Origin of the sequence: Luteibacter sp., from assembly GCF_035539195.1 — a bacterium.
Lineage (GTDB): Bacteria > Pseudomonadota > Gammaproteobacteria > Xanthomonadales > Rhodanobacteraceae > Luteibacter.
This window is the reverse complement of sequence record NZ_DATLIW010000026.1, coordinates 35,813-60,937: the sequence shown is the minus strand read 5'-3', so window position 1 is coordinate 60,937 and position 25,125 is coordinate 35,813. Positions and strand designations below refer to the sequence as shown.

Here is a 25,125-nt window from a genome sequence, read left to right as displayed (position 1 = left end):
CTTCCGCACCGAACGCGGAGGACCTGTCTGAGCAGCGAGGGTGGGCACCGAAGGCTCTGCGCCGCCACGTCTGCGCTCGCCGCGGCATCAGCCGCTGAGTGAACCGATGCCTTCGGCGTCCCCGGACTTCCGCGATGAATCTTTTTTTATCGCTTCGTTTATATTTTGTTGCAGATCGCTTGCAAGAATTCGGCCAGATACGTATACTTGCCGACTCTGATGCGGGGTGGAGCAGTCTGGCAGCTCGTCGGGCTCATAACCCGAAGGTCGTAGGTTCGAATCCTACCCCCGCTACCAGCTTTGAAAGAAAAGGCGCGAACCTCACGGTTCGCGCCTTTTTTATTTGTCCGTCGTTACCGCTTCGCCAGATCTGTTCCAGCGTCGACTTTCTGGGGTATACTTGCCGGCTCTGATGCGGGGTGGAGCAGTCTGGCAGCTCGTCGGGCTCATAACCCGAAGGTCGTAGGTTCGAATCCTACCCCCGCTACCAGTTATTCCTGAAAAGCGCGGACCTCACGGTTCGCGCTTTTTTCTTGGACTCAGTTGCGATGTGCCGTGCCCATGACGGGGCAGTTTGCCGACTTCATGGCTGGTGCAGTCGCGGCTCGCTTCGAACACGGCAAATATCAGTATCACGCGACGCCGGGCCTTCATATCAATCTTAAACGGCTCCATTTCCGAGGGAGGGAGCGTCGTCTCAGCGCATGTGGACGCAAGAGCGCATGATGTCGGTCCACTCTGAAGGCGACAGCATGGAAACGATCTACGTGGTGCAGGGTTTCAAGGCCGGGAAGCGTGGCAGGACCGAGGCCATGACACCGCTCTCGTTCAAGACCGAAGCCGAAGCAAGGCGTCGGGCTGTCCGGTTGAGCGAGACGTGCCTGGGTGTCATCGCCTTCGCGCAGGCGGCAAACCCGGAAACAGGCGACTACGCCGATCCGATCATGCTCGAAAGCATCGGCGACGTTCCCGATATGCAGTAGACACCGAAGCGAGACGAACGACATGACCTGGGCCGCTATCGTTGCAGCGAACCTGACGACCACGGGCGTGGGGGTGCTCGTCGTCGTCGTGTCCCTCAACCGGCTGCTCGGCATGCTCTGGCCGTTCGCACTCGTCATTCCCCTTATCCCGATTTTCCTGCTCGCGTACTCGGGCTACCCGGACGGGGTTTACCTGTGGAGCTATCTGCCGATCGGCGCGGCGATCTATGTCCGGAGGAGGGTGGGGACGTTTCCCCGGGGCCCAGCTTAAAAGTGCGATGGCACACTTGCCGGACACCGGCCCGCCATGTCCCTGATATGCTCTGACCATCAGCGATCCGCTGGCTCCCTTTCGCCGTCGAGTTATCCGATGCATGCAGTGACGCGTTGCATTCTCTTGCTATGTCTGGTTGTCGTTTCGGGATGTAACCAGGACGCCTTGATCGCCAAATTCACCCCTCATCCCGAGGCCGAGATCGGCAGGCAGGCGATTGACGACTGGCGTACGGGTCATATCGATCGTGTAAAGCCATTGCTCTCCCCACAACTGGCGGCTATGGCCGACCAGCTTGGCGCCGGCTCGACGACGTTGCCGTCCTCGACGCCGATTTCCGTGCGGGTGGTGAGAGCATCCACCGCCTCGGGTAAGACGGTGTTCGGCGCCGACGGGAGCGACAGCGCGAAGCGCTACGACATCTCCTACGAGTACGCTTTCGAAGGACGCTGGATGCTCGCCGATGTCGTGTTTCTTGAACGCGGCAGCCATCGTGAAATCGTGGGAATGCACGCGCGCATGGAAGACCATTCGGTGGAGCAGGGCTCCGCATTTTCGCTCAGGGACAAGAGCGTGGTGCATTACCTTGTCTTCCTACTGGTCTGTATCTCGCCGCTCATCTGCCTGACTGCCTTCGTACTCTGCCTGCGCACGCCGATGCGTCGTCATAAGGTGTGGTGGTCGCTGTTCACCCTTCTCGGATTCGTCAGCCTGCATTTCAACTGGACGACGGGGGAAGCAGGCCTTCAGCCCATTTCGTTCTTGTTCCTCGGCGCGGCAGCCGTTTCCGCACCTTACGGGCCCTGGGTGCTGAGCGTCGCAATACCGATCGGTGCGATATGGTTCCTCGCTCGACGCAAGCAATTGACCGTACCCCGCAACGGGCCGACGGATCCCGCTGCGCCGTCGCGTTGACCGCGACGCTCTTAGCGCGATCCTAGTCGGTCGTTGCCGCGACAAAGCGATTCCGGCCGGCGTGCTTGGCGCTGTACAGCGCGCGATCCGCATGCATCACGACGCCCTGTACGTGATCGGGTGAACGCGTGGCTACGCCGATGCTGACCGTGACACGGCGATCGATGCCGTTGCTGTGCTCCAGTTGCGCGTCATACACCGCTCGATTCATGCGCCGCGCGACCACCTGGGCACCCTCCAGTTCAGTGCCCGGAAGGATGACCACGAATTCCTCGCCGCCGTAGCGGGCGATGAAGTCGGCGGGTCGCCTCAGCGCGCCCGCCAGCAGACGGGCGACCGAGCGCAGGGCGACGTCGCCTTCGGGATGACCCAGCGTGTCGTTGAAGGTCTTGAAGTGGTCGATGTCGATCATCAACACGCTCAGCGGGCGTCCCTCGCGTGCGGCTTCCTTGGTCCGTTCCTCCAGGGTCTGGTCGAAGGCGCGCCGGTTCGGGATGCCGGTCAGTTCGTCGAGCAGGGACACTCGCTCGACCGTGGACAGTGCCTCGGCAAGGCGATCGCGGGTGCGGGCGAACCAGAATTGGGTCTGGGTGACGCGCACCACGTAGGCAAGCATGGCCATGGCGAGCACGCTGCGCCCGAACATGCCCTGGCGTTCGGTGATGCCCAGGCTGAGGGCGAAGATCGCGGCTAGCAGCATGCCGGGAGCAAGGCTCACCGATAGCTGACGTGCCCATCGGTGCCGAATCGGCTCAAACGCCTTTGGCGTCTCATTGGCGTGGAGCAGGCAGAGCAGGGCCATGAAGGGCACCGTTGGCAGGATATCGGCCAGACGTTGCAGGGAGAGGGTGTCCGGGTAGATCTCGTCGTGATTGTGGATGCCGACACAGATCGCGTACAGGAGGAGAAAGACGGTTCCTATCCCGAAAAAGCGATGATCGCGTTCGTCGGTAGCGGTGAGGTAGCGCACCAGGAAGGTGCCGAACAGGAAGATGTTCTCGATGTCGAAGGCAACGACGACCCACGCCATGTCTTCGGGCTTGAGGAAGCCGTTGGCATCCGTGAGATCGCGCACGCCGAGGTAACACAGCACCACCAGCAGGATGAGGAGCACGCCATCGACGGCGCGGCGCCCATGCGACGAGGGCTCGTCCGGCGTCGTTACGGCGGCATAGAGCAGTGGCGCGCCATAGCTCACGAACAGGACATAGGTGGAGATGAGATTTTCGTCGGTGCCCGACCGCGCGACGGCGTAAGTCATGCCGGCGATCCAGCAGCCCAGGCCAAGGCCGAGACACACGAGATAACGGCGGTCATAACCCGGCTTGTGCAGGCAGAACAACGTGTAGGAGAGAGCCAGTACCGCGCTGGCGAGCATGGCGAAGTCGGCGAGCTCGGGCGCGCGTTCGTGGACCGCCGAGGGAACGAGCAGGTACGCGACCGGCAGCACCGCGATCAGCAGGGCGTAGAAGACAACCTGGCGTGTCCGGTAGCTGAGCATGCCTCATCCCCTAATGCGGCTGTTCCCGGATCCATCCTGACACGATCGGATCGGCGTGCCAAAAAAAAGCGGCGCCGGAGCGCCGCGCAAAGCCAATGATCCGGGGGAGGGCCATTGGGCTGGAACCCGGCCTACGTTAGGGCACTTCTGACCCGCCGTCTGTCGGGGGCTGCCTACACGAATTCGGTGGTGCGTTTTCGGCAGGCCCGATTTCCGGTCCGGATTCTCAAGTTCATGGCGCTCGTTCCTGTCACTGTGGCGCGTTGGATACTTCAGGAAGCGACACGACATGGCTGTTTCAACGGATTCCCTCGCGGCATACACGATCTACCTGGATACGCTCCAGGCGCCGGCAGAAGAGCGCATCGCCAGGGTGCGTCGCGGGTTACCGCCGGCGCTGGTCATGCAGCTGGCTCACGATCTCCGTATCCCCGACCGCAACCTCGCGTTGTATCTGGGACTCAACCGGGCGGTTCTGCGACGGCGGATCGCCGACGACGAGCGTTTAAGCGCCCAGGAGTCAGAGGGCCCTCTGGCGATGGCCTTGCTTGCCGGCCGTGTCGTGATGGCGTGTCGCCAGTCGTCGGTCGACCGAGGCATCGTTGCCGATCCCCTCGACTGGCTCGGTCGATGGTTGCGCACCCCGTTGCCCGGGCTCGACGGTGGAGCTCCCATTCAGTACATGGATATCGGCGAGGGCAGGGCGCTCGTGGCGGACTGCCTGGCGGATGCGCTCAGCCCGGAGCCGTGCGCTTAGGCGTCACCTGTGCAACGCGGTCGGCTGCAACGACGGCCATGCCATACCGGCAAGAACGCAAGATGATGCGGATACGTAAGCGTCGACCGATCCGTCGATCGGGTCGGCGTGCGTGGTCGTTCGATATGCGCCTTGCCTGTTTTCTGCGGCCTCCGTCACGTCCCCTGATTCTTCGGCTTCGTGCCGACCGTGAGGAAAGCCCGGTGAAAGTTTCTAGTCGCATGGCTGGAAGGGAAACAGGGGAGCAAGAAGCGGGATGGTGGGGAATTCGTGATTTCCTGCGCTTCACGAAAACGGGCAGGGGTACGAGGGACCGGCGGGGAAGGTGCCGCTTAGCCAGATCGCCAGCGTGTCAGGGCTTCCGCCTTGGCGGAGGCAAATACGGGCTAACGAAGGATCACACATGAAGATTCAGAAAACGGCGTTGACAGTGGCGATTGCACTGGCAATGACCTCGCTTTCCACGCACGCCGAAGACGCATGGGTTTCCACGCATACCAAGGCCGCGATGCTTCCCGTCGCCGCTCCGCAAACGCTGGCCGCCAGCTCGACCGCCGCTACGCCGGTAGCCAGCGGTTATGCGCTGAACATGACCGGCTCGCCGCACATCGAAGGTGCCGCCGTTACAGCGATGGAAGCGGACCACCCGCTGCACGTGGTCGTCAGCCTCAAGCTGCGTAACCCCGACCAGTTGCAGACGTTCCTCGCCGGTGTGACCACGCCGGGCAGTGCGCAATACGGAAAGTTCCTGTCACCGGCGCAGTTCAAGGCGCAGTTCGGCCCGACACAGGCGCAGGTCGATGCGGTGGTCGCCCACCTGAAACAGGCCGGCTTCACCAACATCGATGTGGCGCCAAACAACCTGTTGATCTCCGCCGACGGTAATGCCGGCGCCGCGACGACGGGCTTTCATACATCGATCAAGCGCTTTAGCGCGAATGGCCGCGAGTTCTTCGCCAACGACACGCCGGCCCTCGTTCCGGCGGCGCTGGGCGATTCGGTCGGTGCCGTTCTCGGCCTGCAGAACGTCTCCGTCAAGCACACGCTGCACCATGTCTTTCACCCGGAGAACGTGACGGTTCCCGGCCCGGCATCGAGCACACAGGCGGCCGCCGCGGTGACTGCGCACAATCCGCAGGACTTCGCCGCGATTTACGGCGCGAGCGGTGTACCCGCCGCCACTAACACCGCGGTCGGCATCATCACCTGGGGTTCGATTACGCAGACCGTGACCGACCTCAATAGCTTTACCTCGGGTGCGGGTCTTGCCACGGTGAACTCGACGATCACCAAGGTCGGCAGCGGTACCTTCGCCAACGATCCCGATTCGAACGGGGAATGGTCGCTCGACAGCCAGGACATCGTCGGTATCGCCGGCGGTGTGAAGCAGCTGATCTTCTACACGTCGCCCAACGGCGATTCGAGCTCCAGCGGTATCACGGACGCGGGAATCACCGCGACCTACAACAAGGCCGTAACCGACAACATCGCCAAGTTGATCAACGTATCCCTCGGTGAAGACGAGACAGCCGCCGAACAGTCCGGTACGCAGGCTGCGGATGACGCGATCTTCCAGCAGGCCGTGGCACAGGGCCAGACCTTCTCGATCGCCTCGGGTGACGCGGGTGTCTACCAGTGGTCCACCGATCCGACCTCGGGCTCGCCCGGCTATGTGGCCAACTCCGCCGGCACCGTGAAAATCGACCTGACCCACTACTCGGTCAGCGAACCGGCCAGCTCGCCCTACGTCATCCAGGTCGGCGGCACGCAGCTGTCGACCAGCGGTACGACGTGGTCCGGCGAGACCGTGTGGAACGAAGGTCTCTCGGCGATCGCGCCGAGTCAGGGCGACAACAACCAGCGCCTCTGGGCGACCGGTGGCGGCACCAGTCTCTACGAGACCGCACCTTCCTGGCAGTCGGCGGTGACGAGCTCGACCAAGCGCGTCGGTCCGGATCTGTCGTTCGACGCAGCGTCTTCGTCCGGCGCGCTGATCATCGTCAACGGCTCGACCGAGCAGGTGGGCGGTACCAGCCTGGCATCGCCGCTGTTCGTGGGTGCGTTCGCGCGCATCGAGTCGGCGGCGAACAATGCCATTGGCTTCCCGGCATCGAAGTTCTACGCCGCCTTCCCGACCCAGACTTCGTTGCTGCATGACGTTACCTCGGGCAACAACGGTTACCAGAACCATGGCTACACCGCGGCCACCGGCTTCGATGAAGCGACCGGTTTCGGCAGCTTCGACATCGGCAAGCTCAATACGTACGCCCAGGCCAACTGGGTGAGTGGCGGTGGTACCAACGTTCCGCCGGTGGCGAACTTCAGCGTCGTCACCAGTGGTCTCACGGCCACCTTCACCGATAGCTCGTCCGACAGCGATGGCAGCATCGCCTCGCACGCCTGGAACTTCGGCGACGGATCCACCTCGACCGCGACCAGCCCGAGCCATACGTACACTGCGGCGGGGACGTATACCGTCAGCGAAACGGTGACCGACAACGCGGGTGCCACCAACACCAAGACCTCGTCGGTGACAGTGACTTCGTCCGGTGGCGGCGGTGGCAACACGCTGCAGAACGGCGTGGCGGTGACCGGACTTGCGGCTGCGAAGAACGCCAAGCTCAACTACACCGTGGCGATTCCGGCGGGTGCGACCAACCTGAAGATCACCATTTCGGGCGGAACCGGCGACGCGGACCTCTACGTGAAATTCGGCTCGGCGCCGACCACGTCGACCTACGACTGCCGTCCGTATATCACCGGCAATTCGGAGACCTGCTCCTTCACCGCGCCGTCGACCGGCACGTACTACGTGATGCTCAACGGCTACGCCGCATTCTCGGGCGTGTCGCTGAAGGCGACCTGGACCAACTGATCGTTGCATAGTGAAGACCGAAGGCGTCCCTCGACACTCGAGGGGCGCCTTCTCGTTTCCTGCGACGGCCCATGGCGCGATGTGTCCGCCAGCCGTCCGCCCCAGGTCTCTCCCCCTTGCAACCGTCGGCGGAAAATGCGATCCATTCCAACCAGAGGATGATCGCCATGACCGCTTCCGATACCGCACTGATCGTCATCGATGCCCAGGAGTCCTTCCGGCACCGCCCTTACTGGCGGGAGGAGGGCGTGGCCTTCTACATCGATCGCCAGCAGGCTCTCATCGATGGCGCGATGAAGGCAGGCATCCCCGTCGTCCGTATCTTCCACGTGGAGGGGGCCGGGCCCTTCTCCGAGGCCTCGGGTTTCGTGGCCACCCTGGCGCCGCTGCGTATCGAGCCGGTGGTGACGTTCCGCAAGCAGCGGCATAGCGCACTCGTCGGCTCCGGCCTGGATGTCTGGCTGGTCGAACACGGTATCCGGCGCATCATCGTGTCCGGGATCCGTACCGAGCAGTGCTGCGAAACCACGACGCGCCATGCTTCGGACCTCGGCTACCAGGTGGACTATGTCGGCGAAGCGACGCTGACGTTCCCGATGACGGACCGCCGCGGTCGCGAGTGGAGCGCGGTCGAGATACGCGCGCGGACCGAGCTGGTACTGGAGGAGCGCTTCGCTCGCATCGCGACCGTCGAGGAGGCGCTCGGCGGAGCGCTGCGCCAGGTCGCCTGATGAAGAGCGCAACACCGCGCGTGGTTCCCGTCTTCGTCGTGCTGCCGCCGCGCGTGCTGTTGCTCGATGTCGCGGGGCCCATCGAGGTGCTGCGCAAAGCGAATCTCGAGCAGACGGACGTGCGGTTCGACGTGTGTTTCGTCGGACCCGCTCGCAAGCTTGGCAGTTCGATCGGTCTCGCGGTGACTGGCATCGGACCCTTGCCGCGGCGACTTCCCGATGGCGCCATGCTGGTGGTTCCCGGCCATGCGGACATTCCGCTGGGCGAGCCGGTGACGACGGCCGCGCAGAACGACGCCTACGAAGCGGCCATCGTCAGCTGGCTCCGACGCGTCGTTCGACCGGGCGTTCGCTTGGCCACGATCTGTTCCGGCGCCCTCCTGGCGGGGCGCGCGGGCCTGCTCGACGGCTTCGAATGTACGACCCATCATGGTTGTACCGCCGAGCTCGCGCAGGATGCGCCGGCGGCTCGTGTGCGAGAGAACCGGCTCTACGTCGTGGACGGCGAGCGGATGACCAGTGCCGGCATCACCGCCGGTATCGATCTGATGCTGCACGTCGTGGCGGGCGAGGCGGGGCCGGGTTGCGCGCTGGCGGTGGCACGGTTTCTCGTCGTCTACCTGCGTCGCGCGGGAGGCGACCCGCAGCTGTCACCATGGTTGGAAGGTCGCAACCACATGCATCCGTCGATCCACCGGGCACAGGACGCGGTTGCCGCGAATCCGGCGCGTGACTGGACCGTCCCGGCTCTGGCGCACGAGGCGGCTACCAGCCCGCGCCATCTTTCGCGGCTGTTCAACGAACACGCGGGCATGAGCGTCACCGATTTCGTCAACCGCATGCGGGTCGCCCTGGCCAGCGAGTTACTGGCGGGGTCGCGACTCGATATGGAGGCCGTGGCCGAACGCTCGGGTTTTGGCTCCGCGCGCCAGTTGCGCCGCGCCTGGGGTCGACTGCACGCCGCGCCGCCGAGTCGGTCGCGCGACGTCCTTTAGACCCGTCCTCGTCGCGGTATGGCAGTGCGTAGACGTACGCCTTGCCGCGCGAGGCGAAGCGACGCAGGTGGCGTCGTCTTCCATCGGCCTATGACCAAGGCGTGAGCATCAGGCCACCTCGACCCGGTTACGCCCCGCGTTCTTCGCCCGGTAGAGCGCCTCGTCCGCGGCCTGGATGAGGGCGTGGACTTCGGTGTTGGTGGATGTGGAGACGCCGACGCTGGTGGTGAAGGCGATGGAGGCGCCCGAGAACGGCGCTGGCGCGCCTTCGATGCGGGTGCGCAGGCTCTCCGCCAGGCTGCTCGCCGTGGTCGGCGAGGCGCCGGGCAGGAGCAACAGGAACTCTTCGCCGCCATAGCGGGAGAACAGCGCATGTTCGGGAATGCCACTGGCACGGATCGTTTCGGCGAAGTGCTTGAGCACGGCGTCGCCGCCGGCATGGCCCCAGGAATCGTTCACGTTCTTGAAGTTGTCGAGATCGAAGAGCAGGGCGGAATTGGTCCGGCCTCGGGTTGTCGCCAGCCGGCGGTTGGACTCGCGAACCACGGCGGTACGGTTCAGCAGGCCAGTAAGGCCGTCGGTCTCGGCCGCGCAGCGGAGGTCGTGGACCAGGCGCTGGGCCAGCATCAGGGTGAATCCGGTGCTGAGCAGGAAGGTGCAGAGGATGCCGAAAAGGTAGTTGGACGTCGTCAGGATGGACGACAGCAACTGATGCGACGCCATCTCAGGATGGAGTGAGACGACGGCCCGGGCCAGGTAGAAGAAGGTATCGATGGCGAAGACCATGGCGGTGAACGCACAACCCGTCTTCAGCTCGCGCGGCGCGCGGAACAGCAGCAGCCAGATCATCCAGATATCCCAGATGATGCTTTTCACCCCGAACACCGTCGCTTCGACGGCCTGCGGTGGGGGCGCGATGAAAAAAGCGACCTGGATGGCCAGGAAGAGCGCGATCAGCATGGCCGGCCAGCGCCAGCGCAACGAATACTTGATATGGATGGCGATCCCGGCCAGCATGGCGCCATTGGCTGCAGCTATCAGAATGCTCCCGACGATAGCCGAGAGAAAGGTCCCGTTTTCGTCGTAGCCTTCGGCCAGCCCGGCCAGGGTGAGCAGCCAGAACGCTGCCGCCCAGATGTGCAGGGCCAGCATCCCGCGCAGCACCATACTGAGCAGGGTGAAACTCAATGCAATAGTCGCGCCCACGGCCAGGCCGATGATGCCTAGCGTGTGGACGTCGAGAGTGGCCGTGCCGTCCATCCCGTCCCCCGGATTTCCCCTGGGACCATTCTAGGACGGGACCGGCGACCTTGCACGAAGGCATTAAAATACGATAGACTTGGTGAATCTTAAGCGCCGTTGGGCCCCGGTTGAGGCCTTACACCCGATGGGTGCTTCAGGAACTTTCTTTTTACAAGAAAGCCTCCTCGTGAGGCTTTTTTGTTGGGCGCACGGAGGCTCCCTGCGACACACTGTGAGCGCCGTCAGGGCATCGCGGAGGGCGCTGGAGGAAAGTGTCGGATACATCGGCGACGTAATGGAATGGGCCGCTCGCGCCCTTTTTTTGTTTCTGGCGAATGGAAAAACCGCAGGTAACGTGGATACCAACGCACTTACACAACGCTTTTCAGACATCGTGGCCGAGCTTGGCCTCGAAGTGCTGGGCATGGATTTCGCTCCGTCAGACGGGCAACAAACGCTGCGCGTCTACCTGGACGTGCTCGGCGCCGAGCGCGGGCGTCGCGAAGCGGCGGAGCTTCCCGTCGAGGTGACGGTCGAGGATTGCGAGGCGGCAAGCCGCGAGTTCTCCGCCTACCTGGACGTTGAAGATCCGATCCCCGGCAACTATGTATTAGAAGTCTCCTCTCCCGGCATCGACCGCCCCCTGTTCACGGCGGAGCAGTTCGCTCGCGTGAGCGGCCAGGAAGTCAAGGTGTTGCTGAGGGCCCCGATCGAGGGTCGTCGGCGCCTCAAGGGCAACGTCATTGAAGTAAATGGCGAGCACATTGTGGTCGAGGGTGAGGCTGGCCGATTCGAATTCGAGCATGCGGACGTCGAAAGCGCCCGCGTGGTTCCCGACTGGGTGGCTCTCGGCTACGCGCCGCAGCCGAAGCCCGGCCCGGGCGGAAAGAAACCCAAATAACGAAACGACGGGGTGCCGCGGGGCATCCTTACGGGAGTAGCGGCAATGAGCAAAGAACTTTTGCTGGTAGTCGACGCGGTCGCCAATGAAAAGGGCGTACCGCGCGAAGTCATTTTTGACGCCATGGAAGCGGCGCTGGCCTCGGCCGCCAAGAAGCGCTACCCCGATGAGGATCCGGACATCCGTGTCGAGATCGATCGCAACACGGGTGATTACGAGACCTTCCGTCGCTGGGAGATCATCGCGAACGACGGCGAGATGGAGGATCCGTCCTTCCAGATCCGCCTGATGGACGCCGAAGACGAAGCCGGTGAAGGCGAAGTGGCCGAGATCGGCGGTGCCATCGAGCACCAGATCGAGAACGCCGAGTTCGGCCGTATCGCCGCGCAGGCCGCCAAGCAGGTCATCGTGCAGCGCGTGCGCGAAGCCGAGCGCCAGCAGGTGGTCGACGCCTTCGTGGATCGCGTCGGCGAACTGGTCACCGGTATCGTCAAGCGCGTCGAGCGCGGCAACGTCTACCTGGATCTGGGCAGCAACGCCGAAGCCTTCATCCCGCGCGACAAGACGATTCCCCGTGAATCGGCCCGCGTCGGCGACCGCGTCCGCGGTTACCTGTACGAAGTGAAATCGGAAATCCGTGGCCCGCAGCTGTTCGTTTCGCGCAGCGCGCCGGAATTCATGATCGAACTGTTCAAGCTCGAAGTGCCGGAAGTCGGCCAGGGCCTGGTCGAGATCAAGGGCTGCGCCCGCGATCCGGGCGATCGCGCCAAGATCGCCGTGGTCGCGCACGACAGCCGTACCGATCCCATCGGTGCGTGCATCGGCATGCGCGGTTCGCGCGTGCAGGCCGTGTCCAACGAGCTCAATGGCGAGCGCGTCGACATCATCCTGTGGCACGAGAACCAGGCCCAGTACGTCATCAATGCGATGGCGCCGGCCGAAGTGCAGTCCATCATCATGGACGAAGAGAAGCACTCCATGGACATCGCCGTTGCCGAGGACAAGCTGTCCCAGGCAATCGGTCGCGGTGGCCAGAACGTGCGCCTCGCCAGCAAGCTCACCGGCTGGCAGCTCAACGTGATGACCCAGGACCAGGTCACTGCCAAGAGCGAGGCCGAACAGGCCGCCGCCCTGCAGCTGTTCCAGGACAAGCTTGAAGTGGACGAAGAGATCGCCGGCATCCTGGTCCAGGAAGGCTTCTCGTCCATCGAAGAAATTGCTTACGTTCCGAGCGCCGAGCTGCTCAACGTGGAAGGCTTCGACGAAGATATCGTCGAGGAACTCCGTGCTCGCGCCCGTGACGCCCTGCTGACCGAAGCCCTTGCTGCCGAGGAAGGCGTGGAAGAAAACGCGCCTTCCGAGGAACTGCTCGGTCTGGACGGTATGGACGAAGCGACCGCCTTCGCGCTGGCGGCTCGTGAAGTGAAGACGCTGGACGACCTGGGTGACCTTGCCGTCGACGAACTCATCGATATCGATGGCATGACAGAGGAACGCGCTTCGCAGCTGATCATGGCTGCGCGTGCTCCGATGATCGCCCGCCTGGAAAAGGGTGGCTAAGCGCGAGACCGGAAGCGTCCTGGACGGACGCCTCGAGGGAGGCCATGAGGTCTCCCGCCATGGATGGAGGCAGCCGTACGGGTCATCGTCGGCACGTAAGGTTACGCGCGGGAACGGCGGAGAATAAAGAACGATGTCGGACGTCACAATCAAACAACTTGCCCATCAATTGGGCCTCCCGGTCGACAAGCTGCTTGGGCAGCTCGGCGAAGCGGGCATGAAATTCTCCGATGCGGAGCAGGTGATCAGCAGCACCGAAAAGGTGAAGCTGCTCGGATTCCTGCGTCGCACGCACGGCAAGAACGACGCCGCTCCCGAAACGGATGAGACGGCGCCACGCCAGATCACCCTCAAGCGCCGCACCGTGGGTGAGCTGAAGGTCAGCTCCGGTTCGGGGCGCGGGGCTGGCGCGGCGAAGACGGTCAACGTCGAAGTCCGCACCAAGCGTACCTATGTCAAGCGCAGCACCATCGCCGAAGACGCTTCGCACGATCCGGAGCGTGAGGACGCCGCGCGCAAGCTCGCCGAATCGCACGCCCAGCGCGAGAGCGACGAGGCGCAGCGCCGCGAGGAAGCCGAGCGTCGCCAGGCCGAAGAAGCACGCCACGCCGCCGAAGCCGAGGCACGCCGCCAGGAAGAGGCTGCCGCCGAGGCACGCCGTCACGCCGAGGCCGAGCAGGCCGCCGAGCGTGCGCGCGCTGAAGCGGCCCAGGCAGCGGCCAAGGCGTCGCCGGCATCCGCCGACGCGACTCCGGCTGCCGCTCCGGCCGCTCCGGCGACCACGTCCTTCACTGACGAGAATGGCGTGACCCACCAGACAGGCAAGCTCGATACGCGCAGGCTCGGCATGATCCTGCCGACCATCCATGAGCCGCGTAAGCGCGAGCGTGTCATTCCCAAGCCCGTTCCGGCCCCGGCTCCGGCCCCGGCGCCCGCGCCGGTCGCAGCAGCCCCGGCGCCGGCACCGGCCCCGCGTGCCGCCGCCCCGTCGCCCGCTCCGCGTCCGGCTCCCGGTTCGGTCGCCGCGGCTAACGATTCGCGCGGCAACGCGCGTCCGAAGCACGGCGGCGGTGGCGGCGGTGGCGGTAATAGCGGCGGCCCCGGCCGCGGCAACGACCGTGACTCCGGCGGCAAGCGTTTTGGCGGTGGCGAGATGCACCTTTCCGACGCCGACCGCGCACGTCGTTCCAGCGCCAATCGTCGTGGCGGCGGCAAGGTCCGCGGTCGGGTCGAAGCCCCGCGTGGCGGCGCTTCGTCGGGTGGTCCGCATGGCTTCACGCGGCCGACCGCCGCAGTGGTTCGCGATGTGGTGATCGGCGACAACAACCTCGTCACCGATCTCGCCCAGAAGATGGCCGTGAAGGGTGCCGAGGTAGTCAAGGCGCTGTTCAAGATGGGCGTCATGGCGACCATCAACCAGACCATCGACCACGACACGGCCGCGCTGGTCGTCGAGGAACTCGGACACAACCCGGTTCGCGCCACCGAGAACGATGCGGAAGCCGCGCTGCAGACGCAGACGCAGACTGCCGAACTCGAAGGCGAGAAGGTCACGCGTCCGCCGGTCGTCACGATCATGGGTCACGTCGATCACGGCAAGACCTCGCTGCTCGACTACATCCGGCGCACCAAGGTCGCCTCGGGCGAGGCTGGCGGCATCACGCAGCACATCGGCGCTTATCACGTCGAAACCAGCCGCGGTGTCATCACCTTCCTCGATACCCCGGGCCATGCGGCGTTTACGTCCATGCGTGCCCGCGGTGCGCAGTCCACGGATATCGTGGTGCTGGTGGTTGCCGCCGACGATGGCGTCATGCCGCAGACGATCGAAGCCGTGAAGCATGCGCGTGCCGCCAAGGTGCCGCTCATCGTCGCGCTCAACAAGATGGACAAGTCCGGCGCCAATCCGGACAACGTCAAGCAAGGCCTCGGCAACCTCGAAGTCATCCCTGAAGAGTGGGGCGGCGACACGCCGTTCGTGCCGCTCTCGGCGAAGACCGGCGACGGTGTCGACGCACTGCTCGACGCGATCTCGGCGCAGGCCGAAGTCATGGAACTCAAGGCAGTGGCCGACGGCCGCGCTTCGGGTGTCGTGATCGAATCCAGCCTCGACCGCGGTCGCGGTCCGGTGGCGACGGTACTGGTCCAGCAGGGCACGCTGAAGAAGGGCGACTTCGTCGTCTGCGGTGTCGAATACGGCCGCATGCGTGCGCTCGTCGACGAAACCGGCAAGCAGGTCAACGAAGCCGGCCCGTCGATTCCGGTGCAGGTGCTCGGTCTGTCCGGCGTGCCGGAATCGGGTGACGACTTCGTCGCCGTGAAGGACGAGCGCCTGGCCCGCGAAGTGGCGGCCGAGCGTTTGCTCAAGCGTCGCGAAACCCGCCTTGTCAGCAAGTCGAACCGTCTGGAAGACATCATGGCCCAGATGGGCCAGGGCCAAGGCCAGCAGACCCTCAACATCCTGGTCAAGGCCGATGTGCAGGGTTCGGTCGAGGCACTGCGCGATTCGCTTACCCAGATCGGCAACGACCTGGTCAAGGTGAACGTCATCTCGTCCGGCGTCGGCGGCATTACGGAGTCCGAGGCCACCCTGGCGACGGCTTCCAAGGCGCTGATCATCGGCTTCAACGTCCGTGCCGACGCGTCGGCACGCAAGGTGATCGACACCAACGGCCTCGATGTCCGTTACTTCTCGATCATCTACGACGTGATCGACCAGGTCACGCAGGCGGCTACCGGCCTGCTCGGCATGGAAATCCGCGAAGAGATCATCGGTGTCGCGCAGGTTCGTGACGTGTTCCGTTCGTCGAAGTTCGGCGCGGTCGCGGGCTGCATGGTCATCGAAGGCAACGTCAAGCGCAGCAAGCCGATCCGCGTGCTGCGTGACAACGTGGTCGTGTTCCAGGGCGAACTCGAGTCGCTGCGTCGCTTCAAGGAACTCGTCGACGAGGTCCGTAACGGCATGGAATGCGGTATCGCCGTCAAGCAGTACAACGACGTCAAGGTCGGCGACCAGATCGAGTGCTTCGAGCGCATCGAAGTGCCCCGCACGCTGTAACCCGCGTCAGCTCGCCTCCCCGGTTCGCCGGGGAGGCTTTATTCGTTAGTGCCCCTATAAAAGACTGGAGGCGGATATGCCGTCCCGTGATTTCAAGCGTACCGACCGCGTGTCCGCCCAGCTTCGCCGCGAAGTCAGCGAACTGCTGCACGCGGCTGTGCGCGACTACGCGCTGCCCTCGGCCAGCGTGTCGGATGTAGAAGTAACCCGTGACCTCGACTGGGCTACCGTGTGGGTCACGGCGCTCAAGCCGGAAGAATCGGCCGTGGTGATGAAAGCGCTGAAGGAACTCGCTCCCGAATTCCGTCATGCCTTGTCGAAGTCCATGATCCTGCGCAAGGTGCCCCAGCTGAAGTTCAAGTACGACGAATCCGTCGATACCGGCGAACGCATCGAGCGCCTGTTGCGTGAGAACCCGGTGCCCCCGGCTGACCCCGCGGACGAGCCCAAAGAAGACTGACATCAGGTCATGTGGGAGCCGCTTCAGCGGCGACAAGCCCATGTGGGAGCCGCTTCAGCGGCGAAAAGCCAACGGAGCGGTTTAGCCGGAAGCGCCATCGCCAGCGGGCCCGTCCCCCGCGAGCACCCATCGCCGATGAATCGGCTCCCACAGTGTTCTGGCCATCACCCGGCCACTTCTCATTCCTGCCCCTATGAATCGCCGAACCTTTCGTGACATTCACGGCATCCTCCTGCTCGACAAGCCGCTCGGCCTGAGTTCCAACCAGGCCTTGCAGACGGCGCGTCGGCTCGTGGGTGCGGCCAAGGGCGGTCATACCGGCAGTCTCGATCCGCTCGCTACCGGGCTGCTGCCGCTGTGCTTCGGCGAAGCGACCAAGCTTGCCGGCTGGCTGCTGGGCTCGCGCAAGGCTTACGAAGCCGAGGTGAGGTTGGGCACGACCACGACGACCGCCGACCTGGAAGGCGAGGTGGTCGAAACGCGGCCCGTGCCGACGCTCGACGACGCGGCGGTCGAAGCGGCCCTGGCGCCGCTTCGCGGCCATATCGTGCAGATACCGCCGGCATACTCGGCGATCAAGCAGGATGGCGTACCGCTCTACGTGCGTGCACGGCGTGGCGAGGCGGTCGACGTGCCGGCCCGCGAGGTCGATGTCTATCGACTCGATGTCATCGAGCGTCGGGGCGACACCGTCCGCCTGCACGTGGAATGTGGATCCGGTACTTACGTGCGCAGCCTCGCGGTCGATTTCGGTGCGAACCTCGGTTGCGGCGCCCATCTGACCGGCCTGCGCCGCCTCTGGGTCGAGCCATTCATGCGGCCGTCGATGGTCACCCTGGAGGCGTTGCGCGAGGCGGCGGAAACGGGTGCGGAGCAGCTCGAGGCCTTCCTGATGCCGGTCGATGCCGGCCTGACGCATATCCCCCGGGTGGAACTCGATCCGGAGCAGACCCGTATTTTTGGCTTCGGCCAGCCGGTGTCGCTGGGGGAGGGAATCGAACTGGGTCGCTGCGGCGTCTGGGGTGCCGACGGGCGTCTCATGGCACTGGGCGAAATCGCCGACGACGGCCTGCTCCGGGTGCTTCGCGGTCTCAACCTTCCGGCCGCTTGACCGGGCTTGTTGCCACTACGCGCACGACGTTACAATAGAGTGCTCGTTTCATAGCTTTCAACACAATGCGAAGCTTGCGCAACTTCAGCGGACCGCTGAGGTTGCGCAAGTTTCGCACCCGCTTTTAAGGAATCGATTCAATGCTTACTCCCGAACAGACCGGTCAGATCATCAAGGATTTCGGCCGCAAGGAAAACGACACCGGCTCGACCGAAGTCCAGGTCGCCCTGCTGTCCGCCAACATCACTGCGCTGCAGGATCACTTCCAGGCACACAAGCAGGACCACCATTCGCGTCGCGGCCTGCTGAAGATGGTCAATCAGCGCAAGAAGCTGCTTGCCTACCTGAAGACCAACGACCTGGGTCGCTATCAGACCCTGATCGAACGCCTCGGCCTGCGCCGCTAAAACGAACCAGGACGAGGAGAACACGGTGGCGAAAGTAACCAAGTCATTCCAGTACGGTAGTCACGAAGTCACACTGGAGACGGGCGAAATTGCCCGCCAGGCCTCCGGTGCGGTCATGGTCAGCATGGGCGGCACTGTCGTTCTGGTCACAGTCGTCGCAGCCCCCAAGGCGCGCGACGGCCAGGACTTCTTCCCGCTCACGGTCGACTACATGGAGAAGTTCTACTCCGCGGGTCGTATCCCGGGTGGCTTCTTCAAGCGCGAAGGCCGTCCGACCGAGAAGGAAACGCTTACCTCGCGCCTGATCGATCGTCCGCTTCGTCCGCTGTTCCCGGAAGAGTTTCGTAACGAGATCCAGGTCATCGCACAGGTCGTGTCGCTGAACCCGGAAGTCGACGGTGACATCCCGGCTCTGCTCGGCGCTTCGGCGGCGATGCGTCTCGCCGGCGTGCCCTTCAAGGGTCCGATCGGCGCGGCTCGCGTCGGTTACGCGAATGGCCAGTACATCCTCAACCCGACCGCCGCCCAGCTGAAGACCTCGGACCTCGACCTCGTCGTGGCCGGTACCTCCAGCGCGGTGATGATGGTCGAGTCGGAAGCCAAGCTGCTCAGCGAAGACGTCATGCTCGGCGCCGTGGTGTTCGGCCACCAGCAGATGCAGGCCGCGATCGACACGATCAACGCCTTCGTTTCCGAAGCCGGTGCCAAGACGTTCAAGTGGGAAGCCCCGGTCGCGAAGACGGCACTGTTCGACGCGGTCAAGTCCGCCGTCGGCAACCGCTTCACCGAAGCCTTCCAGATCCGCGACAAGCTCGCCCGTCGTGACGTCGTCAGCGCGCTCAAGGCCGACGTGAAGACGGCTATCGCCGCCGACGCCGAAGCCAATGGCTGGACCGACGCCGACATCGGCAACGCGTTCGGCGAAGTCGAATACCGCACCCTGCGCGACGGTGTCCTCAGCACGAAGGTTCGCATCGACGGCCGCCAGCTCGACGACGTCCGCCCGATCTCGGTGCGCGTCGGCGTCCTGCCGCGCACGCACGGTTCGGCACTCTTCACCCGCGGTGAAACGCAGGCGCTGGTCGTCGCCACCCTCGGCACCACCCGTGACTCGCAGCTCATCGACGCGCCGGAAGGCGAGTGGAAGGATACGTTCCTCTTCCATTACAACTTCCCTCCGTTCTCGGTCGGTGAAACCGGTCGCGTCGGCAGCCCGAAGCGTCGCGAAATCGGCCATGGCCGTCTCGCCAAGCGCGGTGTGCAGGCCGTCAAGCCGACGATCGAAGAGTTCCCGTACGTGATCCGCGTCGTCTCGGAAATCACCGAGTCGAACGGTTCCTCGTCGATGGCTTCGGTCTGCGGTTCGTCGCTCGCCATGATGGACGCGGGCGTTCCGCTGAAGTCGGCCGTCGCCGGTATCGCGATGGGCCTGGTGAAGGAAGGCAACGACTTCGTCGTGCTCTCCGACATCCTCGGTGACGAAGATCATCTCGGCGACATGGACTTCAAGGTGGCCGGTACCGCCGATGGCGTGTCCGCACTGCAGATGGACATCAAGGTCGATGGCATCACCGAAGAGATCATGCGCACGGCGCTGGCCCAGGCCAAGCGTGGTCGCCTGCATATCCTCGGCGAAATGGCCAAGTGCATCACCGAAGCCCGCTCGGAAATGAGCGAGTTCGCACCGCGCCTGCTCACCATCAAGATCCATCCGGACAAGATCCGCGAAGTGATCGGCAAGGGTGGCGCGACCATCCGTTCGATCACCGAAGAGACCGGCACCACGATCGACATCACCGATGACGGCAACGTGGTCATCGCGTCGGTCAATCGCGAAGCCGCCGAAGCCGCGCGCAAGCGCATCGAGCAGATCGTTTCGGACGTCGAGCCGGGCCGCATCTACGAGGGCAAGGTCGCCAAGCTGATGGACTTCGGCGCTTTCGTCACGATCATGCCGGGCAAGGACGGTCTCGTTCACGTCTCGCAGATCTCCAGCGAGCGTGTCGAGAAGGTCTCCGACAAGCTCAAGGAAGGCGACATCGTCAAGGTCAAGGTCCTCGAAGTCGACAAGCAGGGCCGCATCCGCCTGTCGATGAAGGCAGTCACTGAAGACGAGAACGTCACGGGCTGAGCCATCGCCTGACGCGTTCCATGAAACCCGGCATCGCAAGATGCCGGGTTTTTTTTGCGCCTCGCCGCGGTCATGTGGGAGCCGCTTCAGCGGCTATGGGGCCTATCTCAAGCTGGCCCGCTACCGCGGGATCGCCGCTGAAGCGGCTCCCACAGCAGGGAGGCGTTTACCGGACGGTACGTAAACGTTTACATTCCCGGTTCATGTCCGTTGCCCGTCGGCGGAATGCTCTTGGAGAATGCATGAGTTCGCTGCTCCGTTATCGCTTATCCCTGCGTGCGCTGTTTTCCGGTGCATCCTTGCTGCTGATCGGCCTTGCCTTTGGCAAGGCCGCCGTGGGTGACCCGGCCGTCCCGGCATCGAACGCGCAACTTGCCTCGCCAGACATCGAACGAAGGGTAGATGCGCTACTGGCCCGCATGACCCTGCCGGAGAAGATCGGGCAACTCGTGCAGTACGGTGCCACCGGGGCATCCGAGCCGGCGGATGGGGAAGCGGTTGGCAGCAATCCGGAAACGCGCGAGCGCGTGGATGCGCTGGCGTTGGCGCGCCGGGGCGAACTCGGCTCCATGCTCAACGTGACCGGCGCGGCCAGGACGCACCGATTCCAGGAGGCCGCGCTGAAGAGCCGGCTCGGTATTCCGCTGCTGTTCGGCGCCGACATCATTCACGGCTACCGCACCATCTACCCCGTGCCGCTTGGTCTCTCGGCGACGTGGGATCCACCGTTGGTGGAGGACCTTTCCCGCATGGCCGCCGCGGAGGCGACGACGGCGGGAGTGAAATGGTTCTACTCGCCCATGGTCGACATTTCGCGCGATGCACGCTGGGGCCGTTCGACCGAAGGTGCCGGCGAGGACGCCTACCTCGGTGCCGCCATGGCGCGTGCTTATATCCGCGGGTACCAGGGCAGCGACCTGGCCGATCCGGAAAGCGTGGCGGCATCCGTCAAACACTTCGCCGCTTATGGTGCGGCCGAAGCCGGGCGCGAGTACAACACCACCGATATGTCGGACGTCCGCCTGCGCCAGGTGTACCTGCCGCCGTATCGGGCGGCGGTCGCTGCCGGTGCGGCCACGATGATGAGCGCGTTCAATGCGCTCAACGGCGTGCCCGCCACGGCCAGTGCGTATCTGATGACGGATATCCTGCGAAAGGAGTGGGGTTTCAACGGCTTCGTGGTCAGCGACTTCACGGCGGTGATGGAGCTCACCCATCATGGCGTGGCGCTGGACGCTGCCACCGCCACGCGGAAGGCGTTGCAGGCCGGCGTCGAGGTGGACATGATGAGCCACTACTACGACACCCAGATTCCGAAGCTGCTCGCGGAAGGAAAGCTGTCCATGGCCACCGTGGACGAGGCCGTGCGACGCGTGCTGCGGGTGAAGATAGCCCTGGGGCTGTTCGAACATCCGTACGCGCGTGGCACGGAAGTGACCCAGGCGGTGGATGCGCATCGGCCTCTCGCACGGCGCGCTGCCGCCGAATCCTTCGTACTGTTGAAGAATGGCGGGCAGGGCATGCCACCCGTACTGCCCCTCGACGCCCGCGTGAAGACCTTGGCGCTGATCGGGCCGCTGGCCGATGCGGCCGCCGAGATGCAAGGTGCCTGGGGTGGCGCGCAGCACTTTCCGGACGTCGTCACGTTGCGCAGTGGTCTTGCGGCACGCATGAAGGCGCGGGGTGGCGAACTGCTCTACGCCCGGGGCACCGAGGTCGAGACGGCATCGGAAGCCGGCTTCGCGGAGGCCATGCAGGCCGCCGCCCGGGCCGATGTGGTGGTCATGGCGCTCGGCGAATCGTCGCGCATGAGCGGCGAAGCGGGCTCGCGGGCGCAGCTGGACCTGCCCGGCAACCAGCAGGAACTGCTGGAGCGGGTGGTCGCCACCGGAAAACCCGTGGTCTTGTTGGTGTTTTCGGGACGCCCCCTGGTGCTCGACTGGGCCGATCGCCACGTGCCCACGGTGATGGCCGTGTGGTTCCCCGGCACGGAGGCGGGCCATGCCGTGGCCGACGTCCTGTTCGGGGATGTGGCGCCCGGCGGCAAGCTGACCATGAGCTTCCCGCGCGCGGTAGGCCAGGAGCCGCTCTACTACGATCAGTTCCCGACCGGCCGTCCACCCGGCGACGCCGACCTGGCCAAGCCGCCATCCCACGGCACGGCCTTCATCTCGCGCTATATCGACGTGCCCAACGACGCGCTGTACGTCTTCGGCCACGGTCTGTCCTACACCACGTTCGGCTATTCGGACGTGCAAGTGTCCCGCGCCACCATCCCGTTGGCGGAAGCGAACAGGCAGGGCGCAAACGATCTGGTCAGCGTGACCGCCACGGTGACGAATACCGGCCCGCGTGCCGGCACGGAAGTCGTGCAGCTTTACGTGCGCAACCTTGGCGCCAGCGTCGAGCAGCCGATACGCAGCCTGAAGGGCTTCGAGCGTGTCGCGCTCCAGCCTGGACAGTCCCGGCGCGTCACGTTCCGGCTGGGCTTTTCCGAATTGTCGCTTTGGAACGCGAAGAGCGAGGAGGTTGTCGAACCGACCCAGTACACGGTCTGGGTGGGCGGCAGCTCCAGGGCCGACCGGCAAGCCGTCTTCGCGATCACGCCCTGATGAACCGGCGCGCCCGCTCGTGTCGTGCCGTACCATACCCGCATGGCAGATAAACCCACCGATTTCATCGATCAATACCAGGCCTTCGTGCGCGCAGGGCTGGAAACCTGGTCGCGTCAGTTCGACCCCGCCAGCCAGGGCAGCGCTGCATCGCCATCGGCCGACATCATGGGCCGGATGTTCACTGGCCTGAGTGGATACGGCGACTGGATGCGCTCGATGGCTGCCGGTGAGCCGGGAGCCGCCCCATTCGCCATGGGTGGCGTACCGCCGTTCGGCCAGCCCGGCCCGGCCGACGCTTTCCCCCCAGGTGCCGCGCCGTTTGGTTACGGGCCGCCGCCGGGGGCCGCGCCCTATGGCTATGGTCCGCCGCCCGGTGCCGCGATGCCGCCGCCGGGGAGCGAGTCATTCGACGAGTGGGCCAGGGTCGCGCGCGAAGCGCTGTCGATGCCGGCCTTCGGTTTGACGCGCGAGCAGCAGGAAGAGCAGCAGGATTTGTTCCGCGCGTGGATCGACTACGCCGAACACTACGCACGTTTTCAGGCCCTGCTGCAGGGCGTGAACGACCGCGCCGGTGCCGCGTTGCGCGAGCAGCCGGCGCCGTCGGACGCGGAGTCCATGCGTTCGGTTTACGACCGCTGGGTGAATCTGGCCGAGGAAAGCTACGGCGAAGCCGCGTTGTCCGGCGAATTCCGCGACGTCTATGCCGCACTGGTGAATGCGCAGATGCGCCTGAAGGTGCTGCAACGAAAGCAGGTCGAGCGCGTGACGGGGCAGGCCGGCATGCCGACGCGGTCGGAAGTGGATAGTCTCGGCGAGCGCTTGCAGGCGATGCGTCGCGAGCTGCGGCAGATGCACGGGCTGGTGGCCGAGGTCGAAGCGCTTCGTGCGGAAGTGGCGTCGTTGCGAGGTGGCAAGACGGTCGCGAAGAAGGCCGGCAAGCCGAAGGTTGCCACCCGGACGACCGCGAAGAAGGGCGGAGCGCGATGAACGGCAACCCGTTTTCCTTCGACCCCGAGCGTGCGCAGGCCGAAGTCGAGGCGTTCCGGCGCAAGCTCGAAGCCGGCATGGAAACATTGAAACACGTCGGTCCGATCGAACTCGGCACGACACCGCGCGAAGCGGTCTATAGCGAAGACAAGCTGACGCTCTGGCACTTCAAGGGAACGAAGAAACCGACGTCGAAGACGCCGCTGTTGATCTGCTATGCGCTGGTCAACACGCCGTGGATGGTCGACCTGCAGGAAGACCGCTCCATGGTCCGCAACCTGCTCGCGCAGGGTGAAGATGTCTACCTTATCGACTGGGGCTACCCGGACGGTGCCGATCGCTGGCTCACCCTCGACGATTACATCGACGGTTACCTGGACCGCTGCGTCGACGTGATCCGCCAGCGTCATGCCGCCGATTCGCTGAACCTGCTCGGCATCTGCCAGGGCGGGGTGTTCTCGCTTTGCTATGCCACGCTGCATCCGGAAAAGGTACGCAACCTCGTCACCATGGTGACGCCGGTGGACTTCCATACGCCCGATAACATGCTCTCGCACTGGGCGCGCAACATCGACATCGATCTGTTCGTGGACACCTACGGCAACGTGCCAGCGGACGTCATGAACTTCGCTTACCTCACGCTCAAGCCGGTTCGCCTGAACCAACAGAAGTATGTCGGCCTCGTGGACATCCTCGACAACCCGAAGGAAGTCGAGAACTTCCTGCGCATGGAGAAGTGGATCTTCGATTCGCCCGACCAGGCTGGCGAGGCGTTCCGCGAATTTGCCCGCGACTTCTTCCAGAAGAACCAGCTGATCAAGGGCGAAGCGCGCATCGGCGGCAAAGCGATCGACCTGAAGAAGATCACCCAGCCGGTATTGAACATCTACGCCGAGCAGGATCACCTCGTCCCACCGGCGGCGTCGACACCCATGGGTGATGCCATCGGTAGCAAGGATTACACCGCGCTCGCCTTCAAGGGCGGTCATATCGGTATTTACGTATCGGGCAGGGCGCAGGCCCAGGTGCCGCCGGCCATCCACGAATGGTTGGCCGCGCGGTAGTCCATCGTCACCCATGGGAGCCGCGCATGACGGCGCGCATGACCAAGATCCTCCTCTCGCTGACCCTGGCCGCCTTCGCGCTGGTGGTGGCGTACGACAACCTGGTCGACTACGGCTCGAACTTCGCCTTCGTCCGGCACGTGCTGTCGATGGATACGACGTTCCCGGGGAATGCGTTGTCGGGTCGCGCGCTCACCCAGCCATGGATGTGGCACGCCGGTTACGTGGCGATCATCGTGGGCGAAGCGGCGACCGGTCTGTTGCTCCTGCTGGGCAGCATCGTTCTGTGGCGCGCGCGCAGGCAGTCGGCCTCCGCGTTCCAGGCGGCTAAACGCTGGGTCATCGCCGGATGCGGCCTGGGCTTCGTGCTCTGGTTCTTGGGTTTCATGGTGGTCGGCGGCGAATGGTTCGCGATGTGGCAGTCGAAGGTGTGGAACGGGCAGGAGGCCGCCTTCCGGTTTTATATGGCGATAGTAGGGGTGCTGGTTTTCGTCAACCAGGCTGACGGGGAAGTGGAAGGGCATCGCCGCTGAAGCGGCTCCCACAGAAGGCTGTCCC

20 protein-coding genes and 2 tRNA genes are annotated in these 25,125 nt (G+C 64.4%); 20 read left to right on the top strand and 2 right to left on the bottom strand.

What is annotated here, in order from left to right:
* The first annotated feature begins 220 nt into the window (after positions 1–220).
* The 5 genes from VM621_RS07880 (at position 221) to VM621_RS07860 (ending at position 2,172) form a co-directional block, all read left to right on the top strand.
* Positions 221–297 (top strand) — tRNA-Met (locus tag VM621_RS07880).
* A gap of 116 nt (positions 298–413) precedes the next feature.
* Positions 414–490 (top strand) — tRNA-Met (locus VM621_RS07875).
* Between the two features lie 262 nt (positions 491–752).
* On the top strand, positions 753–983 hold the full coding sequence (locus VM621_RS07870) for a hypothetical protein (protein ID WP_325468414.1): 231 nt from the start codon (positions 753–755) through the stop codon (positions 981–983).
* A 22-nt stretch (positions 984–1,005) separates the two neighbouring features.
* A complete protein-coding gene (locus VM621_RS07865) occupies positions 1,006–1,254 on the top strand; it encodes a hypothetical protein (protein WP_325468413.1) in 249 nt (82 codons plus the stop codon).
* Between the two features lie 168 nt (positions 1,255–1,422).
* Positions 1,423–2,172, top strand: coding sequence for a hypothetical protein (locus VM621_RS07860; protein ID WP_325468412.1), 750 nt, complete (start codon positions 1,423–1,425; stop codon positions 2,170–2,172).
* A gap of 22 nt (positions 2,173–2,194) precedes the next feature.
* Here VM621_RS07860 and VM621_RS07855 read toward each other — a convergent pair whose 3' ends face one another.
* Entirely contained in the window at positions 2,195–3,673 is a 1,479-nt protein-coding gene (locus tag VM621_RS07855; protein WP_325468411.1) for a GGDEF domain-containing protein, read from the bottom strand.
* 289 nt (positions 3,674–3,962) lie between these two features.
* On the opposite strand from VM621_RS07855, the gene VM621_RS07850 reads away from it, so the two are divergent.
* The 4 genes from VM621_RS07850 to VM621_RS07835 all read left to right on the top strand — a co-directional run bounded on the left by VM621_RS07850 (position 3,963) and on the right by VM621_RS07835 (position 9,031).
* Positions 3,963–4,430 (top strand): antitoxin Xre-like helix-turn-helix domain-containing protein, encoded by a 468-nt coding sequence (locus VM621_RS07850; protein WP_325468410.1) that lies wholly within the window; start codon positions 3,963–3,965, stop codon positions 4,428–4,430.
* Between the two features lie 403 nt (positions 4,431–4,833).
* Entirely contained in the window at positions 4,834–7,305 is a 2,472-nt protein-coding gene (locus VM621_RS07845) for a protease pro-enzyme activation domain-containing protein (RefSeq protein ID WP_325468409.1), read from the top strand.
* A gap of 167 nt (positions 7,306–7,472) precedes the next feature.
* On the top strand, positions 7,473–8,036 hold the full coding sequence (locus VM621_RS07840; RefSeq protein ID WP_325468408.1) for an isochorismatase family protein: 564 nt from the start codon (positions 7,473–7,475) through the stop codon (positions 8,034–8,036).
* Positions 8,036–9,031, top strand: coding sequence for a GlxA family transcriptional regulator (locus VM621_RS07835; protein ID WP_325468407.1), 996 nt, complete (start codon positions 8,036–8,038; stop codon positions 9,029–9,031). Before VM621_RS07840 ends, VM621_RS07835 begins: the two co-directional genes overlap by 1 nt.
* A gap of 108 nt (positions 9,032–9,139) precedes the next feature.
* On the opposite strand, the gene VM621_RS07830 is transcribed toward VM621_RS07835, so the two are convergent.
* On the bottom strand, positions 9,140–10,291 hold the full coding sequence (locus VM621_RS07830; protein WP_325468406.1) for a GGDEF domain-containing protein: 1,152 nt from the start codon (positions 10,289–10,291) through the stop codon (positions 9,140–9,142).
* 337 nt (positions 10,292–10,628) lie between these two features.
* Here VM621_RS07830 and rimP point away from each other — a divergent pair, with 337 nt between their 5' ends.
* The 11 genes from rimP to VM621_RS07775 all read left to right on the top strand — a co-directional run bounded on the left by rimP (position 10,629) and on the right by VM621_RS07775 (position 25,100).
* A complete protein-coding gene (rimP, locus tag VM621_RS07825; RefSeq protein WP_325468417.1) occupies positions 10,629–11,174 on the top strand; it encodes a ribosome maturation factor RimP in 546 nt (181 codons plus the stop codon).
* Positions 11,175–11,219: 45 nt separating this feature from the next.
* Entirely contained in the window at positions 11,220–12,734 is a 1,515-nt protein-coding gene (nusA, locus tag VM621_RS07820; RefSeq protein ID WP_325468405.1) for a transcription termination factor NusA, read from the top strand.
* A 133-nt stretch (positions 12,735–12,867) separates the two neighbouring features.
* Positions 12,868–15,792 (top strand): translation initiation factor IF-2, encoded by a 2,925-nt coding sequence (infB, locus tag VM621_RS07815; protein ID WP_325468404.1) that lies wholly within the window; start codon positions 12,868–12,870, stop codon positions 15,790–15,792.
* Between the two features lie 76 nt (positions 15,793–15,868).
* Positions 15,869–16,252 (top strand): 30S ribosome-binding factor RbfA, encoded by a 384-nt coding sequence (gene rbfA / locus VM621_RS07810; protein ID WP_325468403.1) that lies wholly within the window; start codon positions 15,869–15,871, stop codon positions 16,250–16,252.
* Between the two features lie 193 nt (positions 16,253–16,445).
* Positions 16,446–17,363 carry a tRNA pseudouridine(55) synthase TruB gene (gene truB / locus VM621_RS07805; RefSeq protein WP_325468402.1) on the top strand — a complete coding sequence of 306 codons (918 nt, stop codon included), beginning with the start codon at positions 16,446–16,448 and terminating at the stop codon, positions 17,361–17,363.
* A gap of 140 nt (positions 17,364–17,503) precedes the next feature.
* A complete protein-coding gene (gene rpsO / locus VM621_RS07800; RefSeq protein WP_325468401.1) occupies positions 17,504–17,770 on the top strand; it encodes a 30S ribosomal protein S15 in 267 nt (88 codons plus the stop codon).
* Between the two features lie 25 nt (positions 17,771–17,795).
* Complete coding sequence (gene pnp, locus VM621_RS07795; RefSeq protein WP_325468400.1) at positions 17,796–19,901, top strand: polyribonucleotide nucleotidyltransferase; 2,106 nt, start codon at positions 17,796–17,798, stop codon at positions 19,899–19,901.
* A 242-nt stretch (positions 19,902–20,143) separates the two neighbouring features.
* Positions 20,144–22,513: a beta-glucosidase BglX gene (gene bglX, locus VM621_RS07790; protein ID WP_325468399.1), complete on the top strand. Its 2,370-nt coding sequence runs from the start codon at positions 20,144–20,146 to the stop codon at positions 22,511–22,513.
* A 42-nt stretch (positions 22,514–22,555) separates the two neighbouring features.
* Positions 22,556–23,503, top strand: a complete 948-nt coding sequence (locus VM621_RS07785) for a poly(R)-hydroxyalkanoic acid synthase subunit PhaE (protein ID WP_325468398.1) — start codon at positions 22,556–22,558, stop codon at positions 23,501–23,503.
* Positions 23,500–24,567, top strand: coding sequence for a class III poly(R)-hydroxyalkanoic acid synthase subunit PhaC (locus tag VM621_RS07780; RefSeq protein ID WP_325468397.1), 1,068 nt, complete (start codon positions 23,500–23,502; stop codon positions 24,565–24,567). Before VM621_RS07785 ends, VM621_RS07780 begins: the two co-directional genes overlap by 4 nt.
* A gap of 38 nt (positions 24,568–24,605) precedes the next feature.
* Positions 24,606–25,100: a DUF2165 domain-containing protein gene (locus VM621_RS07775; RefSeq protein ID WP_325468396.1), complete on the top strand. Its 495-nt coding sequence runs from the start codon at positions 24,606–24,608 to the stop codon at positions 25,098–25,100.
* Positions 25,101–25,125: the final 25 nt, after the last annotated feature.